A 19,496-nucleotide genomic window follows, 5' to 3' on the forward strand; every position below is an offset into this window, starting at 1 on the left:
CGGTACCGAGCGGGCGTCACCGGGCGTACGAAGATCGGGAGCACCGCGCGCCGAGGATGTGTCACCCGCGCCGGCACAACTCCCGAGGACGAGCCGACACCACGAGGGCTCCACCACGTGGCTGTGGCGGCGATTCCCCACAGCGCACACCATGCTTGAGCATCGTCGACAGGGCCCGGGGGAGTGAGACCCGTCGACGTCCGCGACTCCGCGGCGTTGCGCCCCCGTCGCTCGACATCTCGCGTCCGGACAACCCGTCCGCGATGGACGACACCGTCAACTCCGCGACTCTCTGCGCCAAAGGCGCGAGTCGATGGCCGACGAACTGTTCTCCCCGGTTGCGGGTCTTCATCTCCCACCGGCTCGCTCCGGCGTCAGGATTGGGTTGGGATGTGTCGTCGAGCCAGTACGCAGGGCGTCCGAGCGCGCTCAGAAATCGGTGGTCCAACGCCGAGACCCCCTCGATCCGGTCGAGGGCCTGCCTGCGCTCTCGCTCCAGCGCTGACCAGTCCTTCGGCGCGGACTGACGCGGGCTCAGCACGCCTTTCAGCGCCTGCCCCTTCACGCGATCCTTGAACTCGGCTTGCACCCACGAACTGCCATCAGCGTGCGCGAGTGCGTGACGACGAACGGCCACGGCCACCTCCGACGGGTCACAATCCGCGACCATGACTGCTCGCGGCGTGCGTTCAAGCGTCCACCCCCACGCCACACCACCGATGCTCGAATCGACGAGGATCTCGCCGAGCCCGGCGGCCAGAAAGTGAGTGAAGGGAGAGGCGTAGTGCCCTGGTAGATGGAACTCGTTCATGAGCCCTCCCCTGAGATCTGGCAGTCGGCCGCTCGAAGAATGGCCTCCAAGTAGGCACAACCCCACACCCCGTACCTGGCGTGCGTCTCATCGATCAGAGCGTCCCACTCACCACGGTCGAACAAGGCCTCCGCCACGCGCCTGTCAGCCTCGAGTCCTGTCAACAGATCTCCCGTCGTGTGCGGGAAGCCCGCCCGCCCGCGGCCGTGGCTGGCACCGATGAGACGCATGGTCAATGGGTCCGTGACACCCTGCTCCACGGCACGGACGACGGACCACTGCTCGTGCCGCCACCCTGCCGGCATGACCTGCGCCCTGCGTCGGCGCTGGCCATCACGTGCCGTAGTTCCACTCTTGGCGAGGGGCTTCTCACCGACGCCCGGTTCGTGCCCGCGAAGAATGGCCTGGAAGAACGGCGCCACCTTGCCGTCGTCGTGGTGCAATCCGGCCTCTCGGACCGTCTCCGCCATCTCCGGAGGCAGGGCCATGGCCGTCGCCAAGGCGAAGGCTCGCTGCCCAACGGCATTCTGATGGATATCGAGGGCCACCTGTGACGACCGCGACCACTCCTGCCGCGCCTCGTCATCGGCGGCCACCTCGACCTTCGGGCGCGCCACCACCCAAGGCAGTGGTTCACCTTCGGCCTGAAGAGTCCTCGGTGGCAAAGTGAGTTCCCAGACATCGCCCTTCACCGCGGCGTACTCATGCAAGGCAGCATCCGCATCAAGGTCGGTCAGGTACTCACACCAGTCGACATCATCCGGCCCGACTTGGCCGGGCCGGTGCACCACGCCGACGTCAGGGCCGGCATGCGGGGGCACGGTGTCATGCCAGAACGTCGGATCCACACGTTGCAAAGGCACGCCGGATGTGACCACATGTCCACTCACGAGAGGGTGAGTGGCGTCCACCACGATGACGGCACCCGGGCGGACATCCTCGGTTCCGCTGATCGGACTGACATCGGCGCCCTCGACGAGAAACGCGCGACTGGCCTCGTGCTCGTCGCCGCTCAGGAGACGCTCCACCAGAGCGCGCCCCTCCCTCACGCTCGCCGGGAAGACCTCTAGCGGCACCACCGGAGTAACCGAGAGAAGCGACTGCGCCACCTCGTCGGCGAGGCCGTGCAACGCGCGGGGAACGACGAAGACGGGATCAGCTTCCGAACGCAGGTCGTCGCGTAGCCACAACGACAACTCGGGATCGACGAACGCCGCATCGCTCGTCATGGCCAACTTCTCGGAATCGCCACGTTCCAGACGTTCGTAGACGGGCCGGGCCCGGCGCGCATCGGGCGGCGGATCCGCCACGACCGCATACGGCGCCAGTCCCTCGGGGGTCTGTTCACGCCCGAGTAGCCATCGGCGCGCCGATTCCAGCTCCTCGTGGTGATAGGGCGGGCAGTCTCGAGCGATGTCGTGCTCCCGCCCCGGACCCATCACATGTATCGGCGCAGTCGAACGGCGACCCAAGCGGTTGATCCGCCCCGCACGTTGCGCGATAGCGCTGCCCGAGGCCAGCTCAGTCACCAGTCCGGCGAGGTCGATATCCACCCCGACCTCGACCGTCTGCGTCGCAACCAGCACATCGACCGACGTGTCCCCCTCGGTGCTGAAGAGTCCTGGACGCTCTTTTCGCAGTTTGAGCAGGTCGTAGGGCCGCATACGCCCAACCCACACCTCGACCCGCAGACCGCGGCGCCGCAAGCCATCGGCAACGTGGACGGCGGTGTCGACCCGGTTGACGAAGCATCCGACAGTGGAGGCAGAGCCCTCGGTGAAATCGCAGTGATTCCGTACCGTCTGCGTCTCCTTGACAAGCGCCTCGATATGCGCGGCGGACGGACGTCCGACGGCCGGCCAAGATGGCGACTCGACGTAGCGAACAGGCTTGGGGGTGGTCAAGCGCGCCTCGAGGACCGGGTCCACGTCGAGATCCGAAGGCTCGACCCGCACCACGGTCTCCGGTGCGATGTCGGCGTCGACAGGTGGGGTCGCGCTCAACTCCACCACTTGCAGACGGGGCACACCGATCACCGATGCGTACGGCGCCTCCAACTGCCGCACCCGGCGAGCGGTCAACGCGATCTGCCGGTTGAGGTGTGTCTCGTCCAAGGCCATCACCGCGTCGTAGGCCAGCAGACCGGCCTCGCGCGGGCGGGCAAACCGGCCCGAGCCGTAACCACGGAAGAGGACCCGACTCCCCCACATGTCCGGGGTCGCCGAGATCACCGAGCAGACCTCGGGATCGTCGACCCAGCCACGACGCGGAGGGATACCGCCGCGCAGCTCGACAACGGCGAGAGGAGGTGCATCCGGGCGAGGTGACAATGTCCTCAACCTCTCCCGCACCCTCCACAGGAGTGAACCCGCGGGCGCCTCGACCAGGGCAGCAGCGATGTCCTCCGCGCGCTGATGAAGTGAGTCCACAAGACCCCGCCGATTGACGACGGTCACCAACCTGCGCGGGACTCGCAGCCCCGAGCCGGCGCTCATCGCGTTCAGGAACACGTGATGAGTCGCCAACGCACCCTTGCCGGCACCGGTCGGCGCCGCCACCAGGTCCGGCCACTCCCCGGTCTCATGCACGGCGTCCAGCAGCCGCGTCTGCCAGGCGAACGGCCGAGCTCCGCCATGCACGGAGGCGAAGAAGGCGGGGAAGTCGTCCCAATTCAAAGGCTCCATGAGTGACCGCCCATCCACTCGTCGACCACATCGGTCGGAACGTCGAATGGACGCAGTAGGCCGCCGCCCAGGTGCCTGCTCTGTCCGATCGCCGAGAGCGCCGCTTCCGCCACCAGCGACCCTGTCGACAGGGTCGCCCTATACGGTTGCGCGACGACACCCCGCGGCAACTTGTGCACGTAGCGATCGACATCGACGCGTACCGGTGTGGCATCGAGCACTCGCACGCCGCGCTCCAGAACTGCGTCACGCAGCGCCGTGTACCCCTCTCGCCCCTTGCGAGGTTCGACACCCAGGAGGTCGCGGTGGACGAACCCCAGGGAGAGCGCTGCCGAGTCGGCGAGCGACCAACCCCTACCGTGGCGATCGCGTTGAGGGCGAGTCTCGGGCACCACGGCGGGTGAAGTGCGCCAGAGCCGTGATGTCCCCGGGGGAGGGGCAGGCCAGAACGCCGTCGCGTCGACGACGCGGCCCGGCAGCAGGCGCAACTCCCCGAGGGTCCCCGCATAGACGCGCCGAAGACTGCTCAGTGCGGCAGCGATCATCTGCTTCTCGTCTGCCGTCACGTTCGGAGGGATCAATACGGCGAGACAGGCTCGAGGATCGTCGGGGAAGCCGACCGCATGACCTCGACGCCCAGGGGGTGGATCGCCACGCGGTTCACGTGACGCTCTCGAACGCGAGCGGGGTATCGCCCCGTCACCACTGGAGAGGCTGTGTATGCCAGCGCCGGCTGAGCGACCAGCGCTCGGTGAGTCGCCACAGACCAGCGGACACGATCACGACCTGCGAACTCCGGCGACTCCCCGTCCCTGGTCACCACGGGTATCAAGAACACCTCTGACCACGGCGCCGGCGGCGGCGACATGCGGACCCGCGCGTACGCGAGTTCCTCGGAGCGCTCCACCGGCACCCGAGCGCTCGTCGGAAGCTGGGACCACGAGAACGCGTCATGCCCCACACCAGGACGCTTCGAGGGGTACCGGGCCTCGTAGGCCACCTCCAGCGCGGCAAAGCGGCCCGTGACGGGAGCCCGCACCACTCTGCCGTCCAGGGGCACCAGAGGACTGGCCTCGGGTTCACAACGGTGGGTGGACCGCAGAGTCCCGATCTCCAGGACCACCGGAGACTCGGCCTCTCCCAGGTAGGCGACGTCACCGATCAACGACGCGAGTGTGTCCTTCACCGCTGGGGGCGGGTCGTCGTCCCACATCCATCCGATCGGACCCGCCAGAGCTGAAGCGCCCACCGCCCGCTGCGTCTTACGGTCAGAGGCCTGCCCCTTACGCCCGTCGAAAACGCCCTCCGCACGGTAGGCCGTGACCGGAGCCGTCGACATCTGGGTCCATGGGAGGTGCAGGGCCGACGGCGGGTGCGCCTCCAGCCATTCGAGAGCGACTCGCGAGGCTGCAGAGGGTCGCAGGTCCCCATCTCGCTCCTCCGCCAAAGAGCCGGTCCCAGCCGCATGGGTCAGCGCATCGAACAGGCGCGTGATGTCGGGGAGGGCCTCACTTCGACCGTCCCGATGCCCCTGATACGTCCCCAGTGGAAACCGGGCCGTGATGCCGAAGGAGGACATGTCATTCCTGCTCGTCGGTATCCGCCAAGGCGCCACCCATGATGCTCGGGTTGCCGGTCACCTCGAAGACCTGCCCACTCCAATCCACCCCGAACTGCTCCGCCGCGGCCAGCGAATCAGCCAGGAGGGCGTCGGCCGTCGGGATGTCCAGCGGTGCCAGCGACAATGTCGACCCGTATCGCTGGTCGAGGAGGACCGTGGAGGGTGCCACCTCGATGAGGTCGCAGTTTGCCCGCAGGTGCAGTTCAGCATCCGCTCGGGCCATGCCGTTCAGTGCCAGGGCAGCGAGGAGGGCGCGGCAGGCGGCGTTGCCTTCTGCTGACGAATCGAATCGGAGCTGGCGCAAGGTCGCGAACGACAACACGTGCGATCGGATGATCCGGCGACAAGAGACGAGGCCGAGGGTCTCCAGGCTCGGAGGAATCGCACCCAGGCCGAGTGGAGAGCCCGAGAGCCTTTCCCCCTTCTTCGCCTTCTTGATGTTCTTCTCGATCTCTTCGACCAACCTAGGGCTGAGCTCATCCTTTTGAGCATCGAGGAGGGTCTGCAGGTCCCCCGGCTCGAGTTTGACGCTCGGCGTCAGGTCGTCCTTGCGCGCGCCACCTCGCTTGGGCTCCGGCGCATGCGGGTCCTGGTCGGCGAGGACGCCGATGATCTCGCCACGGATCGTGCTGGGGAACCGCACCTGGTGACTGCGGCGCGTCGAGTCCCACACCCCGAACACCACCGACGTCGGGCTCGTGGAGAGCAAAGCGCGGGCATTCGCCGGCGTGCAGTCCCGCAACGCCCGGTAGGCGGAGGTCTGGGTCACCGGCACCCCGCCGACCGAACCGGCGCGAACGTGTCCATCGAACACACGATGAGGGAGTTCCAGGTCGGTGATGCTCTGATCACCGTAGGTCACACGGACGTGTGGCAGCCGAGCGAGCGTCTCGTGCCCCTCCTCGACTGCGACTCGGAGCGGGACCTCCATCCGGTTGAGCGTGGAAGCCTTGCCGTCGACGATCACGACCCGCTGGGCTTGACCGTCGATGTACCTCGACTCGTAGGCGTATGCCCCCTGTTTGCCGATCGAGTATCTGGCCGGAGCGATCGCGGCGTGCTCGCCTGCGGCCGGAGCCAGCTCGGTGACCGAGGTCAGCACACTGGCGCCCCCGGCATGCATGCCTGCAGCAGAGTCGAGTGATCGAGCTGGACCGTCATCATGGGCTCCCTTGCCTCGCAGACCGATTCAGTCCAGGCTTCACCCCACGAGCGACCTTGTCAAGAGTCCGATATCAAGCACTACACTTCAGTACCCGCCTTCGTTGAGGGTGAAGAGTAGTCAGAATCCGGCTTGAGTTGCAGCGACAACGCCTGACGGCGTTCCTTCGGGGTGTGGGCGCACACAGCGCCCACACCTACCCCACGGAGAGCCGACCGGTCAGGCGGTCGCGGCAGCGATCCCCTGCCAGTCGAGGTCGTCGGGCGCCGTGGCGAGAACGCTGGCGAGCAGGCCGAGGCGTGCGGCCTTGACGTCCTCCTCCTTGGCCATGACGAGGATGTCCTCGAAGAACTGCGCGATCGGCTTGACCAGGGAGGCGCCGTCCTTCGCGAACGCCGGCAGACCGGTGGGCACCGGCATCGCCTCGACGGCCTCGCGCAGCGACACCTCGGCGGGCTCGGTGAGCAGGGCCGCGTCGTAGGTCGCGGGAGTGCCCGCCGGAACGAGGCGGCGGATGCGCACGATCTGCTCGACGAGCTCGTGGAACCCGGCGTCGGAGCTCAGCGCCTCGAGGCCCTTGGCGTGGGCGTCGGCGACTCCCGGACGACCGGCCGCCGGCAGCACGGCGGTGACGACATCGGCGGGGCGCCCCTCGTCGCGCAGCAGTTGGGCGTACCGGCCGAGGGTGAACTCCTCTGCGGCGTCGAGGGATTCCGGCGGACACACGATGCCCTGCTCGGCCAGGCGAGCGGCGGCGGCCTCGAGCCCGTCACGCACCGTGAGGGCCGACAACTCGCCCCGCTCGCGCAGGATGCGGATGACGCCGAGCGCGGCGCGACGCAACCCGAACGGGTCGGAGGAACCGCTCGGCTTGGCGCCGAGCCCGAACATCGCCGCCAACAGGTCGAACCGGTCACCCAGGGCCAGCAGTGCGCCGGGCACCGAGGCCGGCACGGCGTCGGCGCTGGTGTGCGGCTGCTCCATCTCGAACAAGGCGTCGGCCACGTCGACCGGCTCGCCCTTGCGCAGGGCGTACTCGCGGGCGACGAACCCGGCCAGGCTGCTCATCTCGACGACGAGCTGGGTGGACAGGTCGAACTTGGCGAGCTGCCCCGCACGGGTGAGCGTCATCTGCTGCGCCTCGTCCAGACCGACCGTCGACCCCAAGGAGGCGGCGACATCGGCGATGCGCCGGGCCCGCTGCCCGACCGACCCCAGCCGGTTCTCGAAGGTCAGCTTGTCCAGCCCGGGCACGAACTCATCGACGCTCGCGGCCTGCAGGTCGGCGTTCCAGAAGAACAGCGCGTCCTCGTACCGAGCGCGCAGCACCGACTCGTTGCCGGCGCGCACGACGCCGTCGTCGCAGAGCCCGTTGGCCATCGTGACGAACGCGTTCATGAGCGCGCCGTCGGCGTCGAGCACCGGCAGGTAGCGCTGGTGCTTGGCCATGACCGAGGTGAGGATGCGGTCGGGCAGCTCGAGGTAACGCTCGTCGAAGTGACCGAGGACGCCCTGGGGATCCTCCACGAGGTTCGTGATCTCGTCGATGAGGGCCGCCTGCGCCTCGACGTCGATGCGGCCACCGGCGCCGGCGGCCAGGGCGGTCGCCTGGGCGACGACGTCCTCGCGGCGGGCAGCGGTGTTCCACTCGATGCCGCCGCGGGAGATCGCGGAGACGAGGTCGTCCGCCGAGGTCACCTGGAGGAACCCGAGCGGCACCCCGTCGGACCGGGTGCCGCTGCGGCCGTCGTCGCCTCGGGTCGCGGCGGTGGTGCGCTGGAGGTAGGTCGTGCGCCCGGCGCGCACCCCGGAGATCTGCGCCGGCACGAGGGTGTCGCCCCAGAACGCGACGAGCCAGCGGACGGCGCGCGAGAAGCTCAGCTGCGGGTCGTTCCACCGCATGTTCTTCTCGGCGCGCAGGCCGGCGACGGTCTGCTCGACGAGCCCCGTCAGCACGCGTACCGCGTCGCGGCCGGGTGCGTCGATCTGCACGCAGGCGTGCTCGTTGCCCCCCACCTCGGCCTTGACGATCTGGTCGAGGTCGACGCCCTGACCACGCATGAAGCCCTGCAGCGGCTTGGTGGGGTTGCCGTCGGCGTCGAAGGCCGCCTGCCACTTCGGACCCTTGCGGAGCTGGGTCGCGTCGGGTTCACGCGCGGCGACGTCCTCGACGACCGCGACGACACGGCGCGGCGTGCCGTCGACGGTGATCCGGCCGTGCTCGAGCCGCGTGGCGCCGAGCCCGCTGGTCAGGGCCTCGCGAACGGCCTCCACGGTCTGCGGGAGCACGTGCGGCGGCAGCTCCTCGACCCCGATCTCGAGGGCGAAGGTCTGCGGCGGGGCGGCGTCCGAGGCGAGGTCGGCGAGCGCGGCCCCGGCGAGCGCGGCCGCGCCCTGCGGGTCGACCTCAGGCTCCTGTGACTCCTCCGCCGACTCCTTCTTGAGCAGGGGGAAGCCGAGCTCCTCGCGGCGCTCGACCCAGAGCGCCGCGGTGTCGCGCATGAGGCGACGCATCGTCGCGAAGGCCTGCGCGCGCTCGGTGGTGCTGATCGCGCCGCGGGCGTCGAGGACGTTGAACGCGTGGCTGGACTTGAGGACGTACTGGTGCGCCGGCACCGGCAGGCGGGCCTCGACCATGCGCGTGGCCTCGGCGACGTAGCTCTCGTAGAGCCGCTGGTTGGTCTCGACGGACGCGTCGTCGAGGTAGTAGCGGCTCATCTCGTACTCCTGCTGGCCGAAGGCCTCGCCGTACGTGATGATCTCGCCGTCGGGCTTGCGCGAGTAGGCGATGTCCTTGAAGTGGGTCACCCCCTGCTGCGCCATGAGGATGCGCTCCATGCCGTAGGTGAGCTCGACGGGGATCGGGTCGAGATCCTGGCCACCCACCTGCTGGAAGTACGTGAACTGGGTGATCTCCATGCCGTCGAGCCAGACCTCCCAGCCCAGCCCCCACGCACCGATGGCGGGCTGCTGCCAGTTGTCCTCGACGAACCGCACGTCGTGGGCGTCCAGGTCGATGCCGAGCGCCTCGAGGCTGCCGAGGTACAGCTCCTGCGGGTCACCGGGTTCGGGTTTGAGGATCACCTGGAACTGGGTGTGCGTCTGCAGACGGTTGGGGTTCTCGCCGTAGCGGGAGTCATCCGGACGCACCGACGGCTCGACGTAGGCGACGTCCCACGGCTCCGGACCCAGCACACGCAGGACCGTCGCCGGGTTCATGGTTCCGGCTCCGACCTCGGTGTTGAACGGCTGCCACGTCAGGCAACCGCGCGAGGTCCAGTAGTCGGAGAGGATGCGGAGGGCGTCTTGCATGGTCAGCACCAGGCCAGGCTACTCGGGCGAGGTCCGCGCGGAGGTCAGGCGTCACCGGCCACCACCCGGCCTCCCGCCCGACCGCTGTGATCAGGTCTCCAGGCCGCGGACGAAGTCCTCGATGCGTTTGAGGGTGCGGGTGAGGGACTTGAGGGTGGCGCGGACCGAGCCCGGGATCTCCAGGGAGGAGTCGGCGTCGTCGACCTCGTGCACCTGCAGGCGCGTCGTCCTCGCGAAGCCCCCGTCCCACTCCACGTCGCCGGTTCCGCCGACGAGCAGGCCGGGTTCGAGGGTGGCGGCCAGGGCCGCCTTGATGCGGTCGTCGCGCAGCAGTGGACGGATCCACAGGGCCGGCAGGTGCCGGTCGACGACGGCCGGCGCGGCGGCCGAACCGAGGGAGAACCCCACGGCCAGATGCACTCCGGCCTCGACGGCGTCGAGCTCCCGCGCGGCGTGCGCCTCCGCCTCGTCCACGGAGGGGGAATCGCTCGACCACCGCACCAGCCGCACCGTCCACCCGTTCTCGATGAGCGTGCCGATCGTCAGGTGCAGGATCGGCCGCTCGACCGACATCACCGCGTCGGGCAGGACCGTCGCGACCCGTTGCGGGTCCCCCTCATGCAGCAGCATGTGCCCACCCTATTCACGCCCGAGGTGCGGAACGCCTGTGACGCACCGAGACTGGTGACCGAGCGGCGCTGCCCGACGCGCCGCCCTCGACGAGCGAAGGAGCTGCGACATGGCCGGCAGGAACGACGACGACACGGTGGGTCAGGTCTCCGAGACGAGCGCGATGACGCCCGAGGGCGACGCCGGGGCTCCGGGTACCGAGGACGCCACCCCGCCCGCGGCGGACACCCAGCACGCCCCGCACGAGGGCCCCAAGGACTACACCAAGCACCCTGACGCAGCCGACGACGGGGACGACCGCGCGCGCTGACCGGTCGCCGCGGTCAGAAAACCGCGTCTGATCAGGGAACAAAGGCCCATTGACCCCGGGGCTGCGTGGGAGGATCGTCGTATTCACCTGCGCAGCACAAGGAGTCGACATGCTCGGTGGCGGTATCCCCTTCCTCGCTCCACTCGTGGCGCTCCCGGCGCTCGTCGTCGTGATCGTGACCGTGCTCCCACGACGCCGGAGGAACGCCGCCGACGAGCGACGCCACCCGGTCCTCACCGGGGTGCGGCTGGCCTCCACCGTGGTGACCCTCGTGGGAATCCTCCTGGGCCTCATCGCCTCCATCGTGCTGGCGGTCTCCGAGCCCGCCTGGAACGGGCTGGGACGCGGCGTGATCCTCGCGCCGCTGCTCTTCGGGGCGGTCGTGCTGGCCGTCATCGTGGCCGGCAACATCGTGGTGCGGTGGCTCGTCTCGCGGCGGGCCGAGCGCCCCGTCGCCGCCGGATCCAGGCGCCGTCCGGGGTTCGGCGCCCTGATCCCCCGCACTCTCGCAGCGGTCGTCGCGGGCCTGACGCTCACGACCTTCGTCATGGTGGCCATCGCCTGGATGACCGGTGCGGACGACGATCGCGGCCGCCCCGGACGCAGCTTCACCACCCTCTCCCCCGACCAGATGCACGGCACCAGCAGCGGCCCGTGGCCCGGTGAGTTCTACGGCATCTTCGCGATCCTGGGCATGGTCGTGCTCCTCGCGGTGCTGGCCTTCGCGCTGCTGGTCGTCCGGTTCCGCGCCCCCGCCGGCAGCGATCTGGAGTCGCCGCAGGTCGACGCCATGGGTCGTCGTCGTGAGGCGGAGGCGCTGTTCGGCGCGACGGGTCTCTCGATCGCGATGCTGGTCTTCGGCATCGCCGGATCGATGGCCGCGATCCTGCTGCGCGTCCGCCCGGACGCCCGGATCTCCGGGTACGAACTCGGCCTCGGCTACGACCTCGCAGGCGCCGCAGCCCTGTTCGTCGCGTTCGTGGCCGTCGGGGTCGGCGTGTGGTGTGCTGTCTCGATGTTCCTGCCCACCCCGGCACCCGCCGGCGCCGTCGGCGACGACCGTCGCCGTGAGGCGCCCGAGGAGCTGGAAGCCGGCGTATGAGCGTCGCGGTCAGCATCGATCCGGACGACTCGACGCCGCCGTACGAGCAACTGCGTCGGCAGCTCGCGGCCCACATCACCTCCGGAGCCCTCGAGCCGGGCACCCGCCTCTCCCCCGTGCGGCAGCTCGCGGCAGCACTCGACCTCGCCAACGGCACCGTGGCCCGCGCCTACCGCGAACTCGAATCGGCCGGACTCGTCCACACCCGCCGTGGCGGGGGCACGACGGTGCTGGAACAGAGCGACGCCGCCACCGAAGCCGCACGGCGTGACCGGCTGGCGACCATCGCCACCAGGTTCGTCGCCGAGTCCCGCGGGCTGAGGCTGGGTGACGACGCGGCACTCGCCGCCATCCGACGCGCTCTGGGCGAGGACACGCCCTCCGCCTGAGAGCGTTTTCCTGCGCCGCGCATCGTGCGGGATCATGGATCGCATGTCTGCATTCGGTGGCCTCGGATCGTTCACGCGTCGCGCCAAGGAGCCCGGTCCCGGCTCCGTGGATCGTCGACCGCGTCGCGACGGTGTCCCCGTCGACCGGCTGCCCGCGATCCTGCCCGAGGTCAAGCGTGGTCGGCGTCGCCGCATCACGGTCATCGGTGAAGAGGTCCTGCACACCCCTACCCGGCTGGTCGAGGAGTTCGGCACGACGGAGCTGCGCGAGCTCGTCAACGACATGTTCGCCACCAACGCCGTCGCGAGCGGCGCCGGGCTCGCCGCCACACAGATCGGCGTCGACCTGCGCGTGTTCGTCTACGACTGCCACGACGCCTACGACGTGCGACACGTCGGGCACATCGTCAACCCCGTCGTCGAGTCGCTGCCCGACGACGTCGCCGGCCGCCAGACCGGCTGGGAGGGCTGCCTGTCGGTCCCCGGCGGAGGGTATGAACTCTCCCGCGCCAACTACGCCGTGGTGCGCGGCGTCGACCAGCGGGGCAACCCGCTGCGGATCGAGGGGACCGGCCTGTTGGCGCGGTGCCTCCTGCACGAGACCGACCACCTCGACGGCATGCTCTACGTCGACCGGCTCAGCGAGAAGGGACGCAAGGTCGCCCTCGCCGAGATGGAGGAGCACAAGCAGGAGATCTGGGACGAATGGGACGAGCGGGCTCGCGAACTCGGAAAGTGAGGCCCGAGCCGCCGAGGTCGGACACGCGGCGAAACCCCTGAACGGCCGCCCACCCGGTCAGGGCGGGCGTTAGCCTCGCAGCGTGAGCGCACCCACCTTCCCGACGTACTCCGCCGAGCATCTGCACACCGTGACGATGCGGATCTGGCAGGGCCTCGGAGGCCCGCCCGAGGAGGCCCGGCTGCTCGCCGACCACCTCGTCGCCGCGAACCTCGCCGGCCACGACAGCCACGGCGTCGGCCTGCTGCAGGACTACGCCACCGGCGTGCGCGAGGGAGGCATCGCCCTGGGGCGCCGCCCCGAGATCGTCGCCGACACCGGCGTCGTCGTCACCTTCGACGCCGGATCAGGGCTGGGTCAGGTGGCCGCGCACGACGCGATGGCCGTGGGCATCGAGCGGGCCCGACAGCACGGCGCCGCCGTCGTGGCATTGCGCCGCAGCCACCACGTCGGTCGCATCGGCCACTGGGCCGAGCAGTGCGCCGCAGCGGGATTCTCCTCACTGCACCTGGTCAGCGTTCCCGGTGACCGCCTCGTCGCCCCCTTCGGCGGCACCGACGCCCGGTTCGGCACCAACCCCTTCTGCGCCGCGTTCCCCAGGCCGGGCGCCGACCCGATCCTCGCCGACTTCGCCACGAGCCGGCTCGCTCTGGGCAAGATGCGCGTCGCGCACAACTCCGGGGTGCAGGCGCCGGCCGGCACGCTGCTCGACGCACAGGGTCGCCCGACGACCGACCCCGGCGCGATGTTCGAGGACCCGCGCGGCGCACTGCTGACCACGGGCGAGCACAAGGGCTCGGCGATGGCCGTCCTGTTCGAGTTGTTCGCCGGGGCGATGGCCGGCGGCGGCATCACCGACCAGGAGTCCTCGACCTCGACGCTCGGCATCATGAACGCGATGTTCTCGCTGGTCGTCGACCCGGCCGCGTTCGGGACGACCGACGCGCAGGAGCAGGCCGAGGTGTTCCTGCGGTGGGTCACCGACTCCCCGCCCGCCGAGGGTGTCGAGCAGGTGCTGCTGCCCGGCGAGCCCGAACGCCGCAGCCGCGAGCGCCGCACCGCCGAGGGCATCCCGATCGATCCGAACACCTGGCAGCAGATCCTCGACGCCGGGGCGTCGGCCGGCCTCGACCCCGCCGACCTCGTGCCCTGAGACGCCTCAGGAGGCGAAGACCCCCAGCACCGGGTTCCACTCGGTGATCTCGGCGCCGGCGATGAAGTCGACCTTCTTGAACGGGTCGTCGGCGAGCGTCTCCTCGACCTGCGCGGCGGACTCGGCCTCGAAGATGAGGACCGCCGCGGGCGGAGTGACGTCGACGAGCGGGCCGGAGGCGCGCAGCATCCCCGTCTCGACCAGGGAGCCGAGGAAGCGCCGGTGATCGGGGCGCACCGAGTCCAGATCGGCGTCGGCGCGGTAGGTGTAGTTGACGACGTAGAAGGCCATGCCTGCACGGTACGACGCCCGGTCTGGGCCTGGGCGTGAGATGGCGACTCAGCCCTGGAGGTTCTTCTCGAAGAACGTCAGAACCTTCGGCCAACTGTCCTGCCGCGCAGCCTGATTGCCTTCGATCGTGCCGCCGAGGTCGGCCAGGTGCTGGTAGTGCTCGCTCGCGGGATCGGCGGGTGGGCCCTGGGCGAAGTGGCCGGCGTCCGGGTAGGCGAGCACCTGCACCGGCGGGCCGTCGTGGATCTCGGCCCGCGTCTGCACCTTGCGCGCCATCTCACACGAGGGCCACAACGTGTCGTTCTCGCCGCAGACGAGCAGCATCGGCGCCTCCGACGTCTCGACCGGGATGGTCGCCGCGGCCTCGGCATCAGGTTGCGTGGACAGCGAGGTGCGGTAGAGCTCGACGGTCTCCTGCTGCGAACCCGACTGGGCGTAGGGCACGTACGGCACGGGGTGACCGCCGAGACTCCACGTGGACCCGATGTTCACCATCCGCCAGATCTCGGCCAGGTCGATCCCCGCCCACACGACGTGCGAGGGCACGTTGGCGACGACGGCCTTGACGTCCGGCGAGCGCGTAGCCACCAGCAGCGCCGCCTCGGCCCCCTTGGACCCGCCGAGGATCCCGATCCGGTCCGGATCCACACGCTCCTGACGTCCGAGCCACGCGAGCGCCGTGTCGAACGTCTCCAGCGGCAGTTCCTCCATGCGCGGCACCTGGCCGGGCGCACCCCAGTACGACAGGGCCAGCGTCGAATAGCCCTCCGCGGCCAGCGCTCGGGCCATCCCGTCGGATCTCCGCGACAGGCCACCCTCGGAGCCGCCGAGAACGAGGATCGCCGGCGCGCGTCCCGACCCCGGCGCGGGGTAGAAGTTGCCGATCAGCCCGTCCTCGGTGACCCGCTGACCGCCGGCGGCCGGCTCCACGACCTCGATCTCCGGCGCCCACGGCTTCCAGATCGCCAGCACGACCGCGACGATCAGCAGCACGCCCAGCAGGCCTGCGCAGCCGATGCCGCACCCCTTGACCACCCGACGTCCTGCCACGGCACTCCCCGCCTTCGTTGCGTGTCCTGTCCACAGTAGGACGCCCGCCGCGGGGAGACGGCGATACGGGGGAGGTGTCCCGGCCGTCCGCTCGCCTGTGGCCTCGGGCGAACCGCGCCGGCGAGCGCCGCTCAGGCGCGCTTGCTCAACGTCCCCAGCTTCTCGACCACCTGATCACCACTCCAGTCCGACACGGCCAGGCTCCGCCGCAGCGTCATCAACGGACGCTCGCGGTCCAGCGGCTTCTCCTCCAACTGGAACGCCGTGGTGAACCCGGCCTTCTCCAGGTGCGGCAGGGCGGCCGGGTTCCAGGCGCCGTACGGAAAGGCGAAGGTCTCGACCGGCTGACCGGAGTGGTCCTGCAACGTCTTTCGCGCGTCGACGAACTGGGTGCGGAAGTCCTTGGCGGTGTACTTGCGCACGTCGTGGTGGTCGTAGGTGTGGCAGCCGATGGTGATGCCCGCGTCGGCCATCTCCTTGATCTGCGCCTTCGTCGTCCATCCGGAGTTGCCGATGACGACCGACATGATGAACCAGGTGCCCGTCATCCCCCGCTCGACGAGAGCCGGCAGAGCCCGCGAGACCTGGTTGTCCTTGCCGTCGTCGAACGACAGGATCACGGGCCGCTCCGGCAGCGCCGCCCCGGTCGTGAGGTGCGCCTGGTACTGATCCGGGCTGATCGTCGTGTACCCGGCCCCCTTGATCGCGTCGAGTTGCCGCCCGAACGCGGCGGGTTCGACGACGAGCAGCTGCTTGGTGTAGGACGTGTCGCCGCCTTCGTACGGGCGCACCTGGTGATAGCAGAGGACGGGGACGACGGCCCGCGCGGCGATGTCGGCCGGACTCGCCGGTGCCGCAGGGGTCGTCGTGCTCGTCGGACTCGTCGCGGGACTCGTGGCGGAGCCGGGTGGCGCCGCGGACGGGGCCTGCGACCCGTCGGGTGCGGCCTGTCCCCCGTTCTCCTGACCGCAGCCGGCCACCAGTCCGACCGCTCCCACCATCGCCGCACCGAGGATCCCTCGGCGTGAGATGGGCAGCTCGGACATCCCCATGCGGACTCGTCCTACGTCGTGAACACGGCGTCACGAACCTCTCGTGACGGACAGCTCGGCGCGGACGCCTCGTCGCGCTCACGTCGTCACGGACTCCCCCGATCGGGGCCCCCACCTGCTTACCGCTGCAGGTACCCCCGGCGCCACCAGGCTTCGTCCTCGCCTTGGTCAGGATTTCCCAAGGGATACGTCGCGATCAGCTCGTGCGGGACGGGCCCGCTGCCCAGGTGGGAGGCCACGAGGTCGACGCCCTCGGCCTGCCAGGGCGGGCCGTCGTACAGGTCGAGGACGCCCAGAAGGTGTCGCAGGTCACGGGGCCTCGGAGATCGGGCGATCGTGACATGCGGGACGAATGCCCCGCCCTCGACGCGGGTGCCGGCAGCGACGGCGGCATGTCGCGCTCCGACGCCGAGGCGTTCGAGCTCCGCCCGGTCCTCCTCGGACGTCGCCACGTCGGCCCACAGGACCCGCGCCGCGAGTGCTCCGCCGAAGACGCCGCCGCCGCGCAGACGCAGGGTCAGAGGGCGACGCCGGGCGCAGGCGTTCTCGAGGCGCTCACACAGGTCGTCGAGATCGACGTCGTCGACGTCCGGCAGAAAGGCGAGTGTGATGTGCCACCGGTCGGGATCGCTCCACCGCAGCGCCGGCTCGGCCACGCGGCGGGGGTCGAGAAAGTGGTCCAGGTCCTCCCGCGCCCGCTCGGGCACCGGCAGACTCACGAAGTACCTCACAGCCCGCTCACCCCTCACCCGCTCATTCCCACCTCGAACAGCACCTCCGGTCCGACACAGCACCGCATGCGCGGCTGTTTCGCCCTCACCTACTGTCCCAGGAGAGAGTGCGGTGAGCGCTCATGTGGCGGGTGCGCGCCGATCTCCGCGGCACCGAACGGGATTCGCCGGCGCCTGACGCTCAGGCAGCATTCAGCTTTCGCTACCCCTGCGGTCACGTCGATGTCACCCGGACCTCGGCAGGATGACCAGGCCACGGGGACCACGGCCCTCGGCGCGCTCGAGACGACGGTCATGCACCCGACTCTCCCCGTGCACCGGCATCGCCCTGGTCCACCCCCTTTCACGAGTGGAGACGTCTACATGCCCTCACGCCCTCTGCGCGCCGTCGTCGCGCCCGCCCTCGTCACCGTCGTCGGTGCCGCAAGCGCCCTGTCGACCGTGATCAGCCCCGCCACCCCCACCGCAGCCGCCCCGGCGAGCGCCCCGACGGCCACCTCCGCCGCAGCGGACCTCTACGTCGGTGAGGTCGAGGTCGTCCGCGGCCCGGCCGGCACCAAGGCCGCCGCCGCGAAGAAGACCGTGACCGGGCGGGTCTTCGACGACCAGAACAAGAACTCCCGCTACGACGGCCGGGAGAAGGGCGTCGCGGGTGTCGTCGTCTCCAACGGACGCGACGTGACCACGACCGGCAAGGACGGCGTCTACACGCTGCCGGTGTACGACAACATGACGATCACCGCCTCCCAGCCCGCGGGCTACCAGGTGCCGGTCGACGAGCACAACATCGCCCAGTTCTCCTACAACCACCTGCCCGCCGGAACCCCCGGCAAGCTCCGCTTCGGTGGCATCGCCCCCACCGGCCCGGTGCCCTCGGCGGTCAACTTCCCGATGGTGAAGTCGAAGGCGTCGGCGGCCACCAAGCAGAGCTGCATCACCGCCGGTGACCTGCAGACCTACTCCGGTCGCGAGATCGCCTACGCCACCCTCGGCGGGCTCAAGGACATGTCCGACCGCGGCAAGCTCGACGCCTGCGGTGTCCTCTTCCTCGGCGACGTCGCCGGCGACGACCTCGGTCTCTACCCGCAGATGAAGCAGGCGATGAAGCTGATCGACGGCCCCATCCGCTTCCTGCCGGGCAACCACGACCTCGACTTCGACGCGACCGACCCCGACCACAGCCACGACACGTTCCGCGCGCAGATGGGCCCGGAGTACTTCTCCTACAACGTGGGTGACACCCACGTCATCGCCCTCAACGACGTGAAGTACCCCTGCGACACCAAGGTCGACAACGTCGGCGGCCGCCTGGGCAAGCAGTGCACCGACCCGAAGAACCCGCAGTACAACGGGCGCCTGGACGACAACCAGCTCACGTGGCTCAAGGCGGACATCGCGGCCACCCCCAAGGACAAGCTCATCGTCATCGCGAGCCACATCCCGTTCCTCACCTACGCCGACATGACCTCCCCGGTCCACCAGCTCGACCAGGTCAAGGAGGTCTACTCCTGGCTCGAGGGCCGCAAGGTCGTGCACACCTCGGGGCACACGCACTCCATCGAGAACCTCAAGAAGGGCGACTCCTACGGGCCGTGGAAGAAGGTCATGGGCGTCGACGCACTGCCGTTCCCGCACATCGTCGCGGGCGCGATCTCGGGCGACTGGTACTCCGGCGACCTCAACGAGGAGGGCGTCCCGATGGCATTCCAGCGTGACGGCGGCCGCCCCGGCCTGCTCACGCTCGACATCGACGGCACCGAGTTCAAGGAGCGCTTCACGGTCCGCGGCGCGAAGGAGGGCGAGAAGCAGATGAACGTCGGCCTCAACACGCCGACCTACCGCAACTGGTTCACCACCCTGGACACCTGGCGCGCCAAGAACCCGAACAACGAGAAGGGCGCCGTGCCCCCGCTGAACTACAACGACCTCGGCGACCCGAACATGGTCACCGTCGACGAGCTCGGCAAGGGCGCGTGGATCACGACGAACTTCTTCATGGGCGCCACGGACTCCACCGTCGAGGTCACCGTCAACGGCAAGACCCACAAGGCCACCCGCACGCAGGCCGCCAAGGGTGAGGACACCCTCAGCGGCGCGGAGTACTCCGACCCGGTCGCCGCGATCCGGCAGCTCTCGGTCGGCCGCACCGCCCAACAGTCCCACTCCGGCGACGAGCAGGCCCAGGGTTACCGCCTCTACCGCGGCAGCCAGTACGGCCCCGGCGCCGCCCGCCCGGGCAACAACCTCGCCGACCGCATGCACCACCTGTGGAAGCTCGACCTGCCCAAGGACCTCTCCGAGGGCGTGCACCGCGCGCAGGTGAAGGCGACCGACTCCTACGGTCGCACCTTCACCCAGTCCTACGCGTTCACGGTGGTCAAGGAGCGTCCGCAGATGGAGTTCCGCAAGCAGCTCTTCCCGACCCCGCAGAACTGACGACCGACGGAGGCACCTCGCCT

At 69.7% G+C, this 19,496-nt stretch carries 17 protein-coding genes; 6 read left to right on the plus strand and 11 right to left on the minus strand.

What is annotated here, in order from left to right:
• Positions 1 to 61: 61 nt before the first annotated feature.
• The 7 genes from QQK49_RS15970 to QQK49_RS16000 all read right to left on the minus strand — a co-directional run bounded on the left by QQK49_RS15970 (position 62) and on the right by QQK49_RS16000 (position 10,220).
• Positions 62 to 811 (minus strand): hypothetical protein, encoded by a 750-nt coding sequence (locus QQK49_RS15970; protein ID WP_284304788.1) that lies wholly within the window; start codon positions 809 to 811, stop codon positions 62 to 64.
• Positions 808 to 3,495, minus strand: coding sequence for a type I-G CRISPR-associated helicase/endonuclease Cas3g (gene cas3g / locus QQK49_RS15975; protein WP_284304789.1), 2,688 nt, complete (start codon positions 3,493 to 3,495; stop codon positions 808 to 810). The genes QQK49_RS15970 and cas3g overlap by 4 nt, the downstream gene beginning before the upstream one ends.
• Positions 3,483 to 4,061 carry a type I-G CRISPR-associated protein Csb2 gene (gene csb2 / locus QQK49_RS15980; RefSeq protein ID WP_284304790.1) on the minus strand — a complete coding sequence of 193 codons (579 nt, stop codon included), beginning with the start codon at positions 4,059 to 4,061 and terminating at the stop codon, positions 3,483 to 3,485. Before csb2 (QQK49_RS15980) ends, cas3g begins: the two co-directional genes overlap by 13 nt.
• Positions 4,062 to 4,072: 11 nt before the next feature.
• On the minus strand, positions 4,073 to 5,074 hold the full coding sequence (gene csb2 / locus QQK49_RS15985; RefSeq protein WP_284304791.1) for a type I-G CRISPR-associated protein Csb2: 1,002 nt from the start codon (positions 5,072 to 5,074) through the stop codon (positions 4,073 to 4,075).
• A gap of 1 nt (position 5,075) precedes the next feature.
• Entirely contained in the window at positions 5,076 to 6,239 is a 1,164-nt protein-coding gene (cas7g, locus tag QQK49_RS15990; RefSeq protein ID WP_284304792.1) for a type I-G CRISPR-associated RAMP protein Csb1/Cas7g, read from the minus strand.
• A gap of 258 nt (positions 6,240 to 6,497) precedes the next feature.
• Positions 6,498 to 9,590, minus strand: coding sequence for a glycine--tRNA ligase (locus QQK49_RS15995; RefSeq protein WP_284305935.1), 3,093 nt, complete (start codon positions 9,588 to 9,590; stop codon positions 6,498 to 6,500).
• Between the two features lie 90 nt (positions 9,591 to 9,680).
• Positions 9,681 to 10,220: a hypothetical protein gene (locus QQK49_RS16000; RefSeq protein ID WP_284304793.1), complete on the minus strand. Its 540-nt coding sequence runs from the start codon at positions 10,218 to 10,220 to the stop codon at positions 9,681 to 9,683.
• Between the two features lie 109 nt (positions 10,221 to 10,329).
• On the opposite strand from QQK49_RS16000, the gene QQK49_RS16005 reads away from it, so the two are divergent.
• From QQK49_RS16005 to QQK49_RS16025, 5 genes are all read left to right on the plus strand, one after another.
• A complete protein-coding gene (locus tag QQK49_RS16005; protein ID WP_284304794.1) occupies positions 10,330 to 10,530 on the plus strand; it encodes a hypothetical protein in 201 nt (66 codons plus the stop codon).
• 109 nt (positions 10,531 to 10,639) lie between these two features.
• Positions 10,640 to 11,632, plus strand: coding sequence for a hypothetical protein (locus QQK49_RS16010; protein WP_284304795.1), 993 nt, complete (start codon positions 10,640 to 10,642; stop codon positions 11,630 to 11,632).
• Entirely contained in the window at positions 11,629 to 12,021 is a 393-nt protein-coding gene (locus QQK49_RS16015) for a GntR family transcriptional regulator (RefSeq protein WP_284304796.1), read from the plus strand. Before QQK49_RS16010 ends, QQK49_RS16015 begins: the two co-directional genes overlap by 4 nt.
• Positions 12,022 to 12,064: 43 nt before the next feature.
• On the plus strand, positions 12,065 to 12,760 hold the full coding sequence (gene def / locus QQK49_RS16020) for a peptide deformylase (protein ID WP_284304797.1): 696 nt from the start codon (positions 12,065 to 12,067) through the stop codon (positions 12,758 to 12,760).
• Between the two features lie 82 nt (positions 12,761 to 12,842).
• Positions 12,843 to 13,913 (plus strand): malate/lactate/ureidoglycolate dehydrogenase, encoded by a 1,071-nt coding sequence (locus QQK49_RS16025; protein ID WP_284304798.1) that lies wholly within the window; start codon positions 12,843 to 12,845, stop codon positions 13,911 to 13,913.
• 6 nt (positions 13,914 to 13,919) lie between these two features.
• Here the strand turns inward: QQK49_RS16025 and QQK49_RS16030 are convergent, their stop codons facing one another.
• The 4 genes from QQK49_RS16030 to thpR form a co-directional block, all read right to left on the minus strand.
• Positions 13,920 to 14,204, minus strand: coding sequence for a YciI family protein (locus QQK49_RS16030; protein WP_284304799.1), 285 nt, complete (start codon positions 14,202 to 14,204; stop codon positions 13,920 to 13,922).
• Positions 14,205 to 14,252: 48 nt separating this feature from the next.
• Positions 14,253 to 15,254 (minus strand): acyl-CoA thioester hydrolase/BAAT C-terminal domain-containing protein, encoded by a 1,002-nt coding sequence (locus tag QQK49_RS16035; RefSeq protein ID WP_284304800.1) that lies wholly within the window; start codon positions 15,252 to 15,254, stop codon positions 14,253 to 14,255.
• A gap of 131 nt (positions 15,255 to 15,385) precedes the next feature.
• Entirely contained in the window at positions 15,386 to 16,306 is a 921-nt protein-coding gene (locus tag QQK49_RS16040) for a polysaccharide deacetylase family protein (RefSeq protein ID WP_284304801.1), read from the minus strand.
• Between the two features lie 119 nt (positions 16,307 to 16,425).
• Positions 16,426 to 17,037, minus strand: a complete 612-nt coding sequence (gene thpR, locus QQK49_RS16045) for an RNA 2',3'-cyclic phosphodiesterase (RefSeq protein WP_284304802.1) — start codon at positions 17,035 to 17,037, stop codon at positions 16,426 to 16,428.
• Between the two features lie 363 nt (positions 17,038 to 17,400).
• Here thpR and QQK49_RS16050 point away from each other — a divergent pair, with 363 nt between their 5' ends.
• Positions 17,401 to 19,473, plus strand: a complete 2,073-nt coding sequence (locus QQK49_RS16050) for a calcineurin-like phosphoesterase C-terminal domain-containing protein (RefSeq protein WP_284304803.1) — start codon at positions 17,401 to 17,403, stop codon at positions 19,471 to 19,473.
• Positions 19,474 to 19,496: the final 23 nt, after the last annotated feature.

The organism is Mobilicoccus caccae, assembly GCF_030161635.1.
Lineage (GTDB): Bacteria > Actinomycetota > Actinomycetes > Actinomycetales > Dermatophilaceae > Mobilicoccus > Mobilicoccus caccae.